This window comes from Streptomyces sp. GL_140, assembly GCF_057834465.1.
In genome coordinates this window covers 8,248,774-8,267,329 of record NZ_CM174404.1, presented here as the reverse complement: position 1 = coordinate 8,267,329, position 18,556 = coordinate 8,248,774, and the positions used below count along the sequence as shown (strand labels likewise).

The window sequence follows — 18,556 nt, the reverse complement described above, 5'->3', positions numbered from 1 at the left end:
AAGCCCCGAGCTGCTCCGCCGAGACCGGCCGGCTGACCATCGAGCCGACCGAGAGCACCGGAGCTCCGGTGACATCGGCGAGCGCCAGCGTCCAGCCGTCCTCGCCCACGCGGGTCAGCCGCACCCGTGCCTCGCAGGCGCCGACGGCGTGCAGGGCCACGTCGTTCCACACGAACGGGATCGCGGTCTCGCCCGAACTCGTCAGGATCGCCGCGTGCATCGCGGCATCCAGAAGCGCGGGGTGCAGGCCGAACCGGCCTGCCGCGTCCCGCTCCTCCACCGGCAGCGCGACCTCGGCGAACAGCTCCTCACCGCGCCGCCACACCGCCCGCAGACCACGGAACACCGGCCCGTACCCGAACCCGGCCCCCGCGAAGCCTTCGTAGGCGCCGTCAAGGGACACCGGCTCGGCGCCGGCCGGCGGCCAGGCCGCCGCGTCGAACCCGGTGGCCGTGTCCGCGGAGGCCGTGCCCAGCACACCACCGGCGTGCCGGACCCAGGCTCCGGCCTGCTCCTCGTCCGGCCGGGAGTGCACGGTGACCTGGCGGCACCCGGATCCGTCCGGCTCACCTACCCACACCTGTACCTGTACGCCGCCCTGTTCGGGCAGCACCAGCGGCACGCCGAGCGTCAGCTCCTGAACCACCGCACAGCCGACCTCGGCGCCTGCCCGCAGGGCGAGTTCGAGCAGACCGGTGCCGGGCACCAGAACGGTGCCCATCACCGCATGGTCCGCCAGCCACGGGTGTGTCCGGAGCGACAGCCGGCCCGTGAAGAGGTAGCCGTCGGCGGTGACGAGTTCCATCGCGGCGCCCAGCAGGGGGTGATCCGCTGAGGTGACGCCGACCGAGTCCAGGTCGGCCGCGCCCTGGGCCGCGTCCAGCCAGTACCGCTGTCGCTGGAACGCGTACGTCGGCAGATCGGCCCGGCCGCTGCCCGTGCCGTGGAAGAACGCCCGCCAGTCGACGGCGATTCCGGCGCAGTGCAGTTCGGCGAGCGCCGCGACCACCGTCGCGGCCTCGTCCCGTCCCGCGCGCAGCAGGGGCAGGGCGGGTACGCCGTCCAGGCAGTCCCCGACCATTCCGGAGAGCACCGCGTCGGGGCCCACCTCCAGGAAGCGGGTCACGCCCAGGTCGGCCAGGGTCCGGATGCCGTCGGCGAAGCGGACCGCCTCGCGGACGTGGCTCACCCAGTAGTCCGGGGTGCACAGTCGCTCGGTCTCGGCGACCCGGCCCGTCAGGTTGGAGATCACCGGGACGGACGGTGCGGAGTAGGACAACCCCGACACCACCGCACGGAAGTCGTCCAGCATCGGGTCCATCAGCGGCGAGTGGAAGGCGTGCGAGACGCGCAGGCGGGTCGTCTTGCGGCCCTGTGCCCCGAAGTGGGCCCGGACAAACTCCACGGAATCCTCGGCGCCTGAAACGACCACGGACGAGGGTCCGTTGACGGCGGCGATCGACACGGACCCGTCCAGCAACGGCAGGACTTCCTCCTCGGTGGCCTGTACGGCGAGCATCGCACCGCCCGCGGGCAGCGCGTCCATGAGCCGGCCACGGGCCGCCACCAGCGCACACGCGTCGGCCAGCGAGAACACCCCCGCCACATGGGCCGCGGCCACCTCACCGATGGAGTGACCGGCCACGAAGTCCGGCGTCACGCCCCACGACTCCACCAGCCGGAACAGCGCCACCTCGACCGCGAACAGCCCGGCCTGCGCGAACACAGTCCGGTGGACCAGAGCCACGTCCTCGCCCCAGATCACGTCCTTGACGGGTACGTCCAGTTCCGCGCACACCGCGTCGAAGGCCGCCGCGAACACCGGGAAGCGGCCGTACAGCTCGCGCGCCATCCCGAGTCGCTGCGAACCCTGCCCCGTGAAGAGGAAGGCGCACGTTCCGGCCCCACGGACGGTGGACCGCAGGACACCGCCCGGGAGCACCTGGTCCCCCGCCGCCAACCGGCGCAGTCCCCCGGCCAGTTCTTCGCGTCCGGTTCCGACGACCGCCGCCCGGTGCTCCAGCGCGGACCGGGTGGTCGCCAGCGCCCCGGCCGTCGCCTCCAAATCCAGACCCGGCCGGGACTCGACGTACGTCAGCAGGCGCGCGGCCTGCTCGCGCAGGGCCTCCGCAGTGGCGGCGGACACCAGCCACGGCAGTACGCCGGCCTCCGTCGCGTCGGCACCGGCCGGCCGGGCCGGAAGCTCCGTGGCGGCCTGCTCCAGGATCACGTGCGCGTTGGTGCCGCTGATGCCGAACGCCGAGACGCCCGCCCGGCGGGGCCGGCCGGTCTCCGGCCACTCCACCGCTTCCCCGAGCAACGCCACCGCGCCATCGGTCCACTCCACGTGCGGCGAGGGCTCGTCCACGTGGAGGGTGCGCGGCAGCACGCCCTCCCGCATGGCCATGACCATCTTGATCACGCCGGCGACGCCGGCCGCGGCCTGTGCGTGCCCGATGTTCGACTTGATGGAGCCGAGGTGGAAGGGCCGGTCCTCCGGCCGGTCCTGCCCGTACGTCGCGATGAGTGCCTGGGCCTCGATCGGGTCGCCGAGGGTGGTGCCGGTGCCGTGCGCCTCCACCGCGTCCACCTCGGTGGCGGACAGGCCGGCGGACGCCAGGGCCTGGCGGATGACCCGCTGCTGCGAGGGTCCGTTCGGGGCGGTGAAGCCGTTGCTGGCACCGTCCTGGTTGACGGCGGAGCCGCGGATGACGGCCAGGACCTCGTGCCCGTTGCGCTGCGCGTCGGACAGTCGTTCGACGAGCAGGACGCCCACGCCCTCGGACCAGCCGACGCCGTCCGCGCTGCCCGCGAACGCCTTGCAGCGGCCGTCGACGGACAGGCCGCGCTGACGGCTGAACTCGATGAACATGCCGGGCGTGGACATGACGGTCGCGCCGCCGGCCAGGGCCAGGGAGCACTCTCCCGCCTGCAGGGACTGCACGGCAAGGTGCAGGGCCACCAAGGAGGAGGAGCACGCCGTGTCCACGGTGACGGCCGGGCCTTCGAGGCCCAGCGTGTACGAGACCCGGCCGGACACGACACTGCCGCCACTGGTTCCGGAGGGGTGCGCGCCGAGCGCGTAGTCGTGGTACATCACACCGGCGAACACTCCGGTGCGGCTGCCCTTGAGCGTGGCGGGGTCGATACCGGCCCGCTCCAGGACCTCCCAGGAGGTTTCGAGCAGGAGCCGCTGCTGCGGATCCATGTAGAGGGCCTCGCGGGGCGAGATGCCGAAGAAGGCCGGGTCGAAGTCGGCCGCCTCGTGGAGGAAGCTGCCGCGGCGCGTGTAGCTCCTGCCCTCCTTGCCGGGCTCCGGGTCGTACAGGTCCTCGATGTTCCAGCCGCGGTCGTCGGGCAGGTCGGAGACGGTGTCCCGGCCGTCCATCAGCAGCCGCCACAGATCCTCAGGGCTGGTCACTCCGCCCGGGTATCGGCAGGCCATGCCGACGATCGCGATGGGGTCCTCGTCGACGGGTCCCCGGTGGTCGGTGCCTCGTACTGCCGCGTCCGAGGCCGCCTCGGCCGTGCCGAGGAGGGTGAGGACGTGGTCGGTGACGGCGTGGGCATTGGGGTGGTCGAAGGCGAGGGTGGCGGGCAGCTTCAGACCGGTGACCCGGCTCAGGTGGTTGCGGAGCTCGGTCGCGGCGAGCGAGTCGAAGCCAAGTTCCTGGAAGGCCCGGTCCGCGCCGACCGCCTCGGCCGACGCGTGCCCGAGCACGGACGCCACCTGCGCCCGGACCAGGTCCAGCACCGTGCGCCGCCGCTCCCCCGCCGACAGACCGGACAGCTTCTGTGCCAGCGAGGCGGCTGCGGCGCTGCCGGATCCGGCGGCGGCCCGGCGGGCGCGCCGTGGGGCGAGCCCGCGGAGCAGGGCGGGCATCTCGTCGGTACGGGCGCGCAGGGCCGCGGTGTCGATCGTGGCGGGCACGACGACGGGCCGGGTGGACCGCAGCGCCGAGTGGAAGAGTTCCAGGCCGGTCTCGGCCGACATGACGGGCAGGCCCTGGGTGGCCATCCGCTTGCGGTCCACATCGGAGAGGAGCGTGCCCATGCCGGCTCCCGCCTCCCAGAGGGCGAAGGCCATGGAGGTGGCGGGCAGACCTTCGGCCGCCCGCTGTGCGGCGAGGGCATCGAGGAAGACATTCGCCGCTGCGTAGTTGCCCTGCCCGGCGGTCAGCACCAGACCACCCGCCGAGGAGAACAGCACGAACGCCGCCAGGTCCATCCCGCGCGTCAACTCGTGCAGGTACCAGGCACCATCCGCCTTGGGGGCGAGGACGGCGTCGAAGCGTTCCTCGGTGAGCGCTCCGACGAGCGCGTTGCCGCTGATACCGGCGGCGTGGAAGACGGCGGTCAGCGGGCGCTCCGCGACCGTCTCGGCGAGCAGTCGCGCGAGCGCCTCCCGATCCGACACATCACACGCGGCGACACGCACCTCCGCACCCAGCCCCGACAGCTCGGCCACCAACTCCTCGGCACCCGGAGCCGCCAGACCGCTCCGGCTGGTCAGCAGCAAGTACCGCACGCCGTAATCCACCACCAGCCGACGGGCCACCACCGCACCCAGACCACCGGTGCCACCGGTCACCAGGACCGAACCCTCGGCGTCGAAGGCGGGCATCACATCACCGGAGGAGTCCAGCCGGACCAGTCGCGGTACCCACACCTCGCCCGCACGCACCGCGGACTCCGGCTCACCAGCCGCCAACGCGCACACGGCCTCCTCCACGTCCGCACCCGGCTCCACATCCACCAGCACGAACCGGCCCGGATTCTCCGCCTGCGCCGCACGCACCAGACCCCACACCGGAGCCTGCACCACATCCAGACCGACGCCCTCCGACACAGCAACCGCACCACGCGTCACCACCACCAGACGCGACGCCACGAACCTTTCATCGGCCAGCCAAGCACGCACCACATCCAGCACCCGGTACGACACCGCACGCACCCCGGACGGAACATCCGACACAACCCCGGCCCCACAGTCCAGCACCACCACACCCGGCACCGGACCCACGGACGACAACTCCTCCCAACCCACCCACGACACATCCGCCCCACCCGAAACCACCGGAAGAACCGACCAGTCGATCCCGAACAACGGACCCCCGGAGGACCCGAGCTGCTCCGCCGAGATGAGGCGGCTGAGCATCGAGCCCACGGACAGCACTGGCTGCCCGTCCGTGTCCGCCATCTGCAGGGACAGGCCCGCGTCCCCGACGCGGGTCAGCCGCACCCGCACCTCGGCGGCGCCGACGGCATGCAGCACCACGTCGTTCCACGCGAAGGGAACGACCGTGTCGTCGCTGTCGCCCTCCAGCAGACCCGCGTGCAGTGAGGCATCCAGAAGCGCGGGGTGCAGGCCGAACCGGCCCGCCGCGTCCCGCTCCTTCTCGGGCAGCGCGACCTCGGCGAACAGCTCCTCACCGCGCCGCCACGCCGCCCGCAGCCCGCGGAACACGGGTCCGTACCCGAACCCGGCCTCCGCGAACCGCTCGTAGGCACCCTCGACGGGGATGGCCTCCGCGTCCGCCGGCGGCCATGTCTCCGCGTCGAAGGCGGGGGCGTTCAGCGCGTCCGCGCTCAGCACGCCGCCGGCATGCCGGACCCACACCCCGCCGCCGGTTCCTTCGGTGCACGAGTACACCCCGACCGTACGGCGACCGGTTTCCTCCGGTGCCGACACCCGTACCTGTATCTGTACGCCGCCCTGCTCGGGCAACACGAGCGGTGCGGCGAGCGTCAGTTCCTCCACCACCTCGCAGCCGACTTCGGCACCCGCCCGGAGGGCGAGTTCGAGCAGGCCGGTGCCGGGCACCAGCACGGCGCCCTTGACGGTGTGGTCGACCAGCCACGGGTGGGTCTGCCGCGAGAGACGGCCGGTCAGTACCGTCCCGTCCTCGTCGGCCAGGCTCACGGACGCGCTCAGCATCGGGTGCTCGGCCGCGCCGAGTCCCGCGAACCGCACGTCACCCGCACGCAGCAGCACGCCGGCAGGCCAGTAGCGCTGCCGCTGGAAGGCGTACGTGGGCAGCTCGACCCGGCGGGCGCCCGTCCCGGCGAACAGGGTGCTCCAGTTCGCGCTCACACCGTCGACGTACAGCTCCGCCAGGGCGCGTACGGCCGTCTCCTCCTCGTCGCGGCCCTTGCGCAGGGCGGCGACGAACAGGGCTTCGGGCGCAGCCGACTCCTGTCCCATGGCCGAGAGCACGCTGTCGGGGCCCAGCTCCAGGAAGCGGGTCACGCCCGCCTCGGCGAGGATACGGATGCCGTCGGCGAAGCGGACCGTGTCGCGGACGTGCCTCACCCAGTACTCCGGGTCGCACACCCGGTCCGCGTCCACGGTCATGCCGATCGGCGGAGTCGCGAACGACAGGCCCGACACCACCGCACGGAACTCGTCCAGCATCGGATCCATCAACGGCGAGTGGAACGCGTGCGAAACACGCAGACGGGTCGTTTTGCGGCCCGCGCCCTCGAAGTGCGCACGGATCGCCTCCACCGCGTCCTCGGCCCCCGAGACCACCACGGCCGACGGACCGTTCACCGCCGCGATCGACACGAACTCACCAAGGAACGGAAGGACTTCGTCCTCCGTCGCCGCCACCGCCAGCATCGCGCCGCCCTCGGGCAACGCCTGCATCAGCCGGCCACGCGCCGCCACCAACCTGCACGCGTCAGAGAGGGAGAACACCCCCGCCACGTGCGCCGCGGCCACCTCACCAATGGAATGACCCGCCACGAAGTCCGGCGTCACACCCCACGACTCCACCAGCCGGAACAACGCCACCTCGACCGCGAACAGCCCGGCCTGCGCGAACACCGTCCGGTTCAGCTCATCGGCATCCTCGCCCCAGACCACCTCCCGCACCGGGACATCCAGCTCCGCGCAGACCGCGTCGAAGGCCGCCGCGAACACCGGGAAGCGGCCATACAACTCCCGCCCCATACCCAGCCGCTGCGAACCCTGACCGGTGAACAAGAACGCCGTCCTGCCTGCGCTCGTCCGGCCCTCGATCACCTGCTCGCCGTTCAGCACCACCGCGCGGTGGGCGAAGACCGACCGGCCGAGAGCGGACAGACCCACATCCACCGCCCGCAGCCCCGCCCCCTCCACATACGAACACAGCCGCGCGACCTGATCCTGAAGAGCCTCTTCCGTCTTGCCGGACACCAACCACGGCACCACAACGGGAGCAACCTCCGTTGCCGACACGACATCCGCCGACTCGAACTGCTCCAGCACCACATGCGCGTTCGTCCCGCTGATACCGAACGAAGAGACACCCGCCCGGCGCATCCGGCCCGACTTCGGCCACGCCGTCCTGTCGGTCACGAGCTCAACCGCACCCGCGCTCCAGTCCACATGCGTGGACGGCGCGTCGGCATTGAGCGTCTTGGGCACGATCCCGTGCTCCATCGCCATGACCATCTTGATCACACCAGCAACACCCGCGGCCGCCTGCGCGTGCCCGATGTTCGACTTCACCGAGCCGAGCAACAACGGCAGTTCACGACCCTGGCCATAAGTCGCAATCAGAGCCTGCGCCTCGATCGGGTCACCCAGCGTCGTACCCGTACCGTGCGCCTCCACCACATCCACATCCGACGTGGACAGACCACCACTCGCCAACGCCTGCCGGATCACCCGCTGCTGCGAAGGACCATTCGGAGCCGTCAAACCATTGCTCGCACCGTCCTGGTTCACTGCCGAACCACGCACCACCGCCAGCACCCGATGCCCATTCCGCACCGCATCCGACAACCGCTCCAACACCACCATCCCCACGCCCTCGCCCCAGCCCACACCATCGGCCGAATCCGAGAACGACCGGCACCGGCCGTCGGACGACAAACCACCCTGCCGCGCGAACTCCACAAACGTCGTCGGCGTCGACATCACCGTCACACCACCGGCAACCGCCAACGAACACTCACCCGAGCGCAACGCCTGCGCCGCCAGATGCATCGCCACCAGCGACGACGAACACGCCGTGTCCACCGTCACCGCCGGACCCTCGAACCCAAAGGTGTAAGACACCCGCCCCGAGGCAACGCTGCCCGCGCTGCCGCTGCCCCGGAAGCCGTCGAACTGCTCGGCGTCCAGCAGGCTCCGGTAGTCCGTGTACATGACGCCCGCGAAGACGCCGGTCTGCGAGCCGCGCAACGACGCGGGATCGATGCCGGCCCGCTCGATCGCCTCCCAGGACGTCTCCAGCAGCAGCCGCTGCTGGGCATCCGTGGCCAACGCCTCACGCGGGCTCATCCCGAAGAAGCCGGGATCGAAGTCCGCAGCCCCGTAGAGGAAGCCGCCCGCACGGGCGAACGACTCACCCTCCACGTCCCAGCCACGATCGGCGGGGAAGGAACCGACCGCGTCCACGCCGTCGGCCACCAGGCGCCACAGATCCTCCGGCGACTCCACCCCACCCGGGTACCGGCACGCCATACCCACGATCGCGACCGGATCGTGGGCCGCTACGGCCTCGCGTACGGTCACCGGGGCTTCGTGCCCGAGGACCTCGTCGCGGACGAATCCGGCGAGCGCATCCGCCGTCGGGTAGTCGAAGACCACTGTGGCGGGTAGCCGCAGCCCCGTCACCGAACCCAGCCGGTTGCGGAGCTCGACCGCCGTCAGGGAGTCGAAGCCCAGGTCCTGGAAGGCACGCTCCGGATCGACATCGGCCGCGCTTCCGTGCCCGAGTACCAGCGCGATCTGCGCGCGCACCAGGTCGAGCACCGCCTCGTGCCGTTCCGCCTCGGCGAGGACGGACAGCCTCTTCCGCAGTCCGGCCGCATCGGCCGACCCCGTACGAATGCTGCGGCGCACCCGGGTCCGGATCAGGCTGCGGAGCAGCGCCGGCACCTCACCCTGCGCCCGGATCGCGGCCAGGTCCAGGCGGACCGGCAGGACGACCGGCCGCTCCGCCGACAGTGCGGCGTCGAACAGTGCCAGGCCGTCCGGTACGGACAGCGGAGGCATGCCCAGTCGGGTGATGCGCTCGACTTCGGCGTCGGTCAGCGAGCCGGTCATTCCGCCGGTCCGCTCCCAGGGGCCCCAGGCAAGGGAGACGCCGGGCAGGCCGGCGGCACGCCGGTACTCGGCGAGGGCGTCGAGGAAGGCGTTGCCTGCGGCGTAGTTCGACTGCCCCGCGCTGCCGAATGCGGCGGCGACGGAGGAGAACACGACGAACGCCGCGAGGTCACGGTCCTTCGTCGCCTCGTGCAGGTTCCAGGCCGCGTCCACCTTCGGGCGCAGTACGGCCGAGAGCCGCTCGTCCGTCAACGAGCCGATCACACCGTCGTCGATCACGCCCGCGGTGTGGATCACTGCCCGTACGTCGTGCCGGCCGAGCAGGTCGCGTACGGCAGCGGGCTCGGCGACGTCACAGGACTCGATCACGACCCGTACGTCATGCCGCTCCAGTTCTGCGACGAGATCGGCCGCGCCGTCGGCCGTGTAGCCGCCGCGGCTGACGAGGAGCAGGCTGCGCACACCGTGCTCGGCCACCAAGTGCCGGGCGATCACCCGGCCCAGACCGCCTGTACCACCGGTGATCAGGACCGCGCCCTCGCCCGCCCATTCGGGACCGGCCTCCCGCATTGGCTCGACCCGGGTCAACCGTGCGACGAGGAACCGACCGTCCCGGACCAGCACTTGCGGTTCGTCGAGGGCCAGTACGGACTCCAGCAGACCGGGGGGTTCCTCGCCCTCCACGTCCACCAGCACGAACCGGCCCGGCTGCTCCGACTGCGCCGAACGCACCAGGCCCCACACCGCTGCGGCGGCGAGATCCGTAGCCGAGGCCGCGCCCCGGGTCACCAGCACCAGCCGCGACTCCTCCGGCAGTTCCTGCACCAGGGACAGAGCCCGCGCCGACAGCGCATGCACCGCCCCGGCCATATCGCCTCCGCGTCCGCCTTCGCCGTCGTCGACCAGCCGGTGCACCACCACGTCCGGTGACATCGCCACCGGCGCCGGCACCCGGACCGGCACCCAGTCCACCCCGAACAACCCATCGTTGTGCCGCTCGGCGGAAACCGGGCGCACCGTGAGCGCCGATACCGAGGCGACCGGCTCTCCGGCCGTGTCCGCCATCGCCACCGACACCCCTCCGTCGGGCGTACGGGACAGCCGGACCAGCAGGGCGGACGCACCCGGGGCATGCAGCGACGCACCGGACCAGGAGAAGGGCACGCCGCGTTCCCCCTCACCGAGGAGAACGGACGCGTGCAGGGCGGCGTCGAACAGGGCGGGGTGCAGACCGAATCCGGTCGGGTCCATGTCCTCCGGCAGTGCGACCTCGGCGTAGACCTCGTCCTCGAGCCGCCAGGCCGCGCGCAGGCCCTGGAACACCGGGCCGTACTCGAACCCGGCCTCGGCGAACCGTTCGTACACGTCCGTCACGTCCAGTGCCTCGGCCCTGGCCGGCGGCCAGACCGTCGCGTCGAAGGCCGCGTGCGGAGCCGTGCCGGGCATGAGCACGCCGGTGGCGTGCTGGATCCAGCCGGACTCGTCCGCGCCGTCCGGGCGGGAGTGGACCGTCACCGCGCGGCGGGCGAACTCGTCGAGCCCTCCCACCGTCACCTGTATGGCTACGGCGCCCTGAGCGGGCAGGGCTAGCGGCGTGGCGAGCGTGAGTTCCTCGACGGCCGGACAGCCGGCTTCGTCACCGGCCCGGACCACCAGTTCGACCAGGGCCGTCCCCGGGACCAGAACCTCACCCATGACCCGGTGGTCCGCCAGCCACGGGTGGGTGGTCACCGACAGCCGTCCGGTGAAGAGGAACGTGTCCGAGTCCGCCAGCTCCACGGCTGCGCCGAGCATGGGGTGTTCGGCCGATTCCAGCCCTGCGAGACGTACCTCACCGCCGCGTGCGAAGCCAGTGCCCGAGGGCCAGTAGCGCTGGTGCTGGAAGGCGTAGGTGGGCAGCTCGACCGGGCGGGCGCCGGTTCCGGCGAAGAGGGCCGACCAGTCGGTGGTGCCACCGGACACGTACAGCTCGGCGAGGGCCTGGAGGGCGGATGTCTCCTCGTCGCGATTCCTGCGCAGGAGGGGCACGAGGACGGCGTCGCTGTCTTCGGGCAGGGATGCGGCGGCCATGGCGGACAGGACCCCGTCCGGACCCAGCTCCAGGAACCGCGTCACACCCTGCTCGTACAGGGATCGGACATCGTCGGAGAAGCGGACCGTGTCACGGACGTGCCTCACCCAGTACTCCGGGTCACAGACCCTCTCGGAGCCCGCGACCAGCGCGATCATGGGTGCGGAGAACGACAGACCCGACACCACCGCACGGAACTCGTCCAGCATCGGATCCATCAACGGCGAGTGGAACGCGTGCGAAACACGCAGACGGGTCGTCTTGCGCCCCGCGCCCTCGAAGTGCGCACGGATCGCCTCCACCGCGTCCTCGGCCCCCGAGACCACCACGGCCGAGGGACTGTTGACCGCCGCGATCGACACGGACTCACCCAACAGCGGCCGGACTTCGTCCTCCGTTGCCGCCACCGCGAGCATCGCGCCGCCCTCAGGCAGCGCCTGCATCAGCCGCCCGCGCGCCGCGACCAACCTGCACGCATCGGCCAGCGAGAACACCCCGGCCACGTGCGCCGCGGCCACCTCACCAATGGAATGACCGGCCACGAAGTCCGGCGTCACACCCCAGGACTCCACCAGCCGGAACAACGCCACCTCGACCGCGAACAGCCCGGCCTGCGCGAACACCGTCCGGTTCAGCTCATCGGCATCCTCGCCCCAGACCACGTCCCGCACCGGCACGTCCAGCTCCGCGCAGACCGCGTCGAAGGCCGCCGCGAACACCGGGAAGCGGGCATACAGTTCCCGCCCCATACCGAGACGCTGCGATCCCTGACCGGTGAACAGGAACGCCGTCCTGCCTGCGCTCGCCCGGCCCTCGATCACCTGCTCGCCGTTCAGCACCACCGCGCGGTGGGCGAAGACCGACCGGCCGAGAGCGGACAGACCCACATCCACCGCCCGCAGCCCCGACCCCTCCACATACGAACACAGCCGCGCAACCTGATCCTGAAGCGCCTCTTCCGTCTTGCCGGACACCAACCACGGCACCACAACCGGAGCAACCTCCGTTGCCGACACGACATCCGCCGACTCGAACTGCTCCAGCACCACATGCGCGTTCGTCCCGCTGATACCGAACGAGGACACACCCGCCCGGCGTACCCGGCCCGACTCCGGCCAGACACGCTGCTCCGACAGCAGCTGCACTTCGCCCGCCGCCCAGTCCACGTGTGAGGACGGAGCATCCACGTGCAGGGTCTTCGGGACCAGGCCGTGGCGCATCGCCATGACCATCTTGATCACACCAGCAACACCCGCAGCCGCCTGCGCGTGCCCGATGTTCGACTTCACCGAACCGAGCAACAACGGCAGTTCACGACCCTGGCCATAAGTCGCAATCAGAGCCTGCGCCTCGATCGGGTCACCGAGTGTGGTGCCCGTCCCGTGCGCCTCCACCACATCCACATCCGCGGTGGACAGACCCCCACTCGCCAACGCCTGCCGGATCACCCGCTGCTGCGAAGGACCATTCGGAGCCGTCAAACCATTGCTCGCACCGTCCTGGTTCACTGCCGAACCACGCACCACCGCCAGCACCCGGTGCCCATTCCGCACCGCGTCCGACAACCGCTCCAACACCACCATCCCCACGCCCTCGCCCCAGCCCACACCATCGGCCGAATCCGAGAACGACCGGCACCGGCCGTCGGACGACAAACCACCCTGCCGCGCGAACTCCACAAACGTCGTCGGCGTCGACATCACCGTCACACCACCGGCAACCGCCAACGAACACTCACCCGAGCGCAACGCCTGCGCCGCCAGATGCATCGCCACCAGCGACGACGAACACGCCGTGTCCACCGTCACCGCCGGACCCTCGAACCCAAAGGTGTAAGACACCCGCCCCGAGGCAACGCTGCCCGCGCTGCCGCTGCCCCGGAAGCCGTCGAACTGCTCGGCGTCCAGCAGGCTCCGGTAGTCCGTGTACATGACGCCCGCGAAGACGCCGGTCTGCGAGCCGCGCAGCGACGCGGGATCGATGCCGGCCCGCTCGATCGCCTCCCAGGACGTCTCCAGCAGCAGCCGCTGCTGGGCATCCGTGGCCAACGCCTCACGCGGGCTCATCCCGAAGAAGCCGGGATCGAAGTCCGCAGCCCCGTAGAGGAAGCCGCCCGCACGGGCGAACGACTCACCCTCCACGTCCCAGCCGCGGTCGGCGGGGAGGGAACCGACCGCGTCCACGCCGTCGGCCACCAGCCGCCACAGATCCTCCGGGGACTCCACCCCACCCGGGTACCGGCACGCCATGCCCACGATCACGACCGGATCGTCTTCCAGGACCACCATCCGCGTCGGCAGCGGCGCCGCCGCACGGGGCGTCTCGCCGCCGAGCACCTCGTCCAGGAGGAAGTCCGCCAGCGCCTCGGCCGTCGGGTAGTCGAAGACCAGTGTGGCCGGCAGCCGCAGGCCCGCGGCCGTGCCCAGCCGGTTGCGGAGTTCCACGGCCATGAGGGAGTCGAAGCCCAGGTCCTGGAAGGCACGGGTCGGTTCGACGGCGCCGGCGTCGATGTGACCGAGGACGAGGGCGACGTGCCCGCGTACGAGGTCGAGGAGGACCTCGCGTCGCTCGTCGGCCGTGAGGGCGGAGAGGGTGCGCAGCAGACCGGCCGTCGCGGGCGAACCGGAGGGCCCGGTGGCTGCCGGACGCCGGTTGCGGGTACGAGGCCGGACCAGCCCTCGCAGCAGGGCGGGTATCTCGTCCTGCGTCCGCATGGCCGCGAAGTCGAACCGTACCGGGGCGACCAGCGCCTCGTCCGACCGCAGGGCGGCGTCGAAGAGTGCGGCTCCCTGCTCCGGGGTCAGTTCGGGCATGCCGGTACGGGCGATGCGCCGGATGTCGGCTTCGGACAGGGTGGCGGTCATGCCGCCGTCCCGGGTCCACGGGCCCCATGCGAGCGACGCGCCCGGCAGTCCGGCGGCTCGACGGTACTCGGCGAGGGCGTCCAGGAAGGCGTTTCCGGCGGCGTAGTTGGCCTGGCCGGGCCCGCCGAAGAGTCCGGATACGGAGGAGAAGAGAACGAACGCGGCCAGGTCCAGTTCGCGGGTGGCCTCGTGCAGGTTCCAGGCGGCGTCCGCCTTGGGGCGCAGGACCGTCGACAGTCGCTCGGGGGTCAGCGCCTCGACCACACCGTCGTCGATCACACCCGCCGTGTGGACCACGGCCCGGACCTGATGACGGGAGACCAGCTCGGCCACTGCGGTGGCATCGGCGGTATCGCAGGCTTCTACGACGGCCTCGGCGCCCATCCCGGCCAGCTCCGCGACCAGTTCGGCGGCACCCTCGGCAGCCGCGCCGCTCCGGCTCACCAGCAGCAGGTTGCGTACGCCGTGCTCGACCACCAGGTGCCGGGCGATCGCCCGGCCCAGACCGCCCGTGCCTCCGGTGATCAGGACCGCGCCCTCGCCCGCCCACTGCGGGGCCGTTCCCCGGACCGCCCGGGACCGGGTCAGTCGTGGGGCCAGCAGGTCGCCGTCGCGGATGATCAACTGGGGTTCGCCCGCCGCCAGTACGCTCTCCAGCAGTCCGGTCCCCGGATCCTCGCCCTCGACGTCCACCAGCACGAACCGGCCGGGGTGCTCCGACTGCGCCGACCGCACCAGCCCCCACACGGCGGCAGCCGCCAGGTCCTCGCCGGACACCGCGCCACACGTCACGAACACCAGTCGGGAATCGGCCGACCGCTCCTCCCCCAGCCACTCCTGCACCAGGGACAGCGCCCGAGCCGACAACGCGTGCGCCGACTCCACTACGCCCTCGTCGCCCGAAAGCCGGGCGACGACCACGTCCGGGGAGAGCGCGGGCACCGGCGTCGTCACCCGGACCACCGGCACCCACTCCACGCCGTACACCGGGTCCTGGTCCGCCGGGCGAGCGGCATCGACCGGACGCAGCACCAGCGATTCCACCGATGCCACCGGCTCGCCGGCCGCGTCGGCCACTGCGACGGTGAGTGCGTCCTCGCGCGTACGGGTCACCCGCACCCGGACCGAAGAGGCGCCGGTGGCGTGCAGCGACACGCCCTCCCAGGAGAACGGCACGACTCCGCGCGGCACCCCGTTGAAGGCGGTGACGTGCAGCGCGGCGTCCAGCAGCGCGGGGTGCAGACCGTAGGGGCTGCCGTCGACGCCCTCGGGGAGGGTGACCTCGGCGTACACGTCCTCGCCCCGCTGCCAGGCGGCCCGCAGGCCCTGGAAGACCGGGCCGTAGTCGAATCCGGCCTCGGACATCCGGTTGTAGAGGCCGGTCAGGTCGACGGGGTCGGCGTCGGCCGGGGGCCACGTGCTGCCGGATTCGTAGAGGGCCACGGTCCGCTCGCCGGTCGCCAGTACGCCCGTCGCGTGCGGGAGCCACGCCAGCTCCTCCGCTCCCTCACGGCGGGACCGGATGGTCACGGTGCGGCGGCCGTTGTCGTCGGCAGCGGCCACCCGCAGTTGCAGCTGCACGCCGCCCTCCTCGGGGAGGACGAGCGGCGCGGCGAGCGTCAGCTCCTCGACGGTGCCGCAGCCGACCTCGTCGCCCGCGCGGACGGCGAGCTCCAGGAACGCCGTTCCCGGCAGGAGGGCCGAGCCGCGCACCACGTGGTCGGCGAGCCAGGGGTGCGAATGGGCCGACAGGCGGGAGGTGAACAGCATGCCTTCGGCGTCCGACAGTTCGACGGAGGCGCTGAGGAGCGGGTGCCCCGCGGCGTCGAATCCGGCGGCACGGGCATCACCGGCCGGGGTCGCGCCCGGGGTCGGCCAGAAGCGCCGACGCTGGAAGGCGTAGGTCGGGAGGTCGATGAGGCCGGCGCCCGTTCCGCGCAGCACCGCTGTCCAGTCCACGACCGCGCCGTCGACGAACATCCGGGCTACGGCGGTCAGCACGGCCGTCTCCTCGTCGACGCCCTTACGCAGGAGGGGCACGAGGACGGCGTCGCTGTCTTCGGGCAGGGATGCGGCGGCCATGGCGGACAGGACCCCGTCCGGACCGAGCTCCAGGAACCGCGTCACACCCTTCTCGTACAGGGATCGGACATCGTCGGAGAAGCGGACCGTGTCACGGACGTGCCTCACCCAGTACTCCGGGTCACAGACCCTCTCGGAGCCCGCGACCAGCGCGATCGTGGGTGCGGAGAACGACAGACCGGACACCACCGCACGGAACTCGTCCAGCATCGGATCCATCAGCGGAGAGTGGAACGCGTGCGAAACACGCAGACGGGTCGTCTTGCGGCCCGCGCCCTCGAAGTGCGCGCGGATGGCGTCGACCGCATCCTCGCCGCCGGACACGACCACGGCCGAGGGGCCATTGACTGCGGCGATCGACACGAACTCGTCCAGCAGCGGCCGGACTTCCTCCTCCGTCGCCGCCACCGCCAGCATCGCGCCGCCCTCGGGCAGCGCCTGCATCAGCCGCCCGCGCGCCGCCACCAGCGCACAGGCATCGGCCAGCGAGAACACCCCCGCCACATGCGCCGCGGCCACCTCGCCGACCGAATGACCGGCCACGAAGTCGGGCTTCAGACCCCACGACTCCACCAGCCGGAACAGCGCCACTTCCACCGCGAACAGCCCGGCCTGCGCGTACACGGTCCGGTCGACCGGTTCCGCGTCCTCGCCCCAGATCACGTCCCGGACCGGGACCCCCAGCTCCGCGCACACCGCGTCGAAGGCCGCCGCGAACGCCGGGAAGCGGGCATACAGTGCCCGGCCCATACCGAGACGCTGCGACCCCTGCCCGGAGAACAGGAACGCCGTCTTCCCGCCTCGGGCCACCCCTTCCGCGACCGTCTGCGTGGCGCCCAGCAGCACCGCGCGGTGCCCGAGTACGGACCGAGCGGCCGCGAGGGTCAAGGCGACGTCCACCGAGCGGGGCCCGGACTGCTCCGCGTACGCGTGCAGGCGTGCGATCTGGTCCCGCAGCGCCTCCTGCGTGCGGCCCGTGAGGACCCACGGCACCGCACCGGGCACGGTCGAAGGCCAATCCGTCCCGGTCTCCGTCTGCGCCGCCGCCGCTGACCCTGCCGCATCCGCATCCGCATCCGCATCCGCCGGGGCGTATGCCTCGCCCTGTTCCAGGACCACATGGGCGTTCGTGCCGCTGATGCCGAAGGCGGAGACCGCCGAGCGGCGCGGGCGGCCGGTGGCGGGCCAGTCGGTCCGCTCGGTGAGGAGTTCGACGGCTCCCGCGCTCCAGTCGACGTGCGAGGACGGCCGGTCCACGTGCAGGGTCTCGGGCAGGACCCCGTGCCGCATCGCCATGACCATCTTGATGACACCCGCGACACCGGCCGCGGCCTGCGCGTGGCCGATGTTCGACTTGATGGAGCCGAGCAGCAGCGGGCGGTCCGCCGGACGCGCCTGTCCGTACGTGGCCAGGAGGGCCTGGGCCTCGATCGGGTCGCCCAGCGTGGTGCCGGTGCCGTGGGCCTCGACGGCGTCGATCTGGTCGGTGGTCAGTTGCGCGTTGGCGAGCGCCGCCTGGATGACGCGCTGCTGGGAAGGCCCGTTGGGGGCGGTGAGACGGCTGCTGGCGCCGTCCTGATTGACCGCCGTGCCCCGTACGACGGCCAGCACCCGGTGACCGTTGCGGCGCGCGTCCGACAGTCGCTGCACGAGCAGGACGCCGACGCCCTCGGCCCAGCCGGTGCCGTCGGCGGCCTCGGCGAAGGGCTTGCAGCGGCCGTCGGCGGCCAGGCCCCGCTGGCGGGAGAACTCGGTGAACAGGCGGGGGGTCGGCATGACGGCGACGCCGCCGGCCAGGGCCATGGTGCATTCGCCGGCCCGCAGGGCACGTACGGCGAGGTGCAGGGCGACCAGGGAGGAGGAGCAGGCGGTGTCGACGGTGACGGCCGGGCCCTCCAGGCCGAAGGCGTAGGAGATCCGGCCGGACAGGACGCTGACCGCGCCACCGGTCAGCAGGTGGCCTTCGGTTTCGGTGGTCTGCTTGGCGAGGGAGCCGTAGTCGGTGTCGGCGCCGCCGATGAAGACGCCCGTCTCGGTGCCGCGCAGGGCGGCGGGGCTGATCCGGGCGTGTTCGACGGCCTCCCAGGCGGTTTCCAGCAGAAGACGCTGCTGCGGGTCCATGGCGAGGGCCTCGCGCGGGGCGATGCCGAAGAGGTCGGCATCGAACTCGGCGGCGGCGTCGAGGAAGCCGCCGTGGCGTACGTAGCTCTTCCCGGGGGTTCCCGGGTTGGGGTCGTAGAGCGCTGCGGTGTCCCACCCGCGGTCCTCCGGCAGGTCGCCGACGGCGTCGGTGCCGTCGGCGACCATCTGCCACAGGTCTTCGGGGGAACCGACGCCGCCGGGGAACCGGCAGGCCATGCCCACGATGGCGATCGGCTCGCTGTCCCGGGCCTCGACGGACTCCAGCCTCTGCTTGGTGCGCCGCAGGTCCGCGGTGACCTTCTTGAGGTAGTCGCGGAGCTTGTCTTCGGAGGAGGGGCCGGCCTTGGGTGCCATGGG

The 18,556-nt window shown here is 71.9% G+C and carries 1 protein-coding gene (cut by a window edge); it reads right to left on the bottom strand.

Annotated elements, in window-relative coordinates; all coding sequences use genetic code 11:
• Positions 1-18,553: the 5' portion of an SDR family NAD(P)-dependent oxidoreductase gene (locus AC3IYJ_RS38085; RefSeq protein WP_489399073.1), read on the bottom strand. The gene continues 12,278 nt to the left of window position 1, outside the view; the window shows 18,553 of its 30,831 coding nt (coding positions 1-18,553); the start codon lies at positions 18,551-18,553; the stop codon falls past the left edge of the window.
• Between the last annotated feature and the right edge of the window lie 3 nt (positions 18,554-18,556).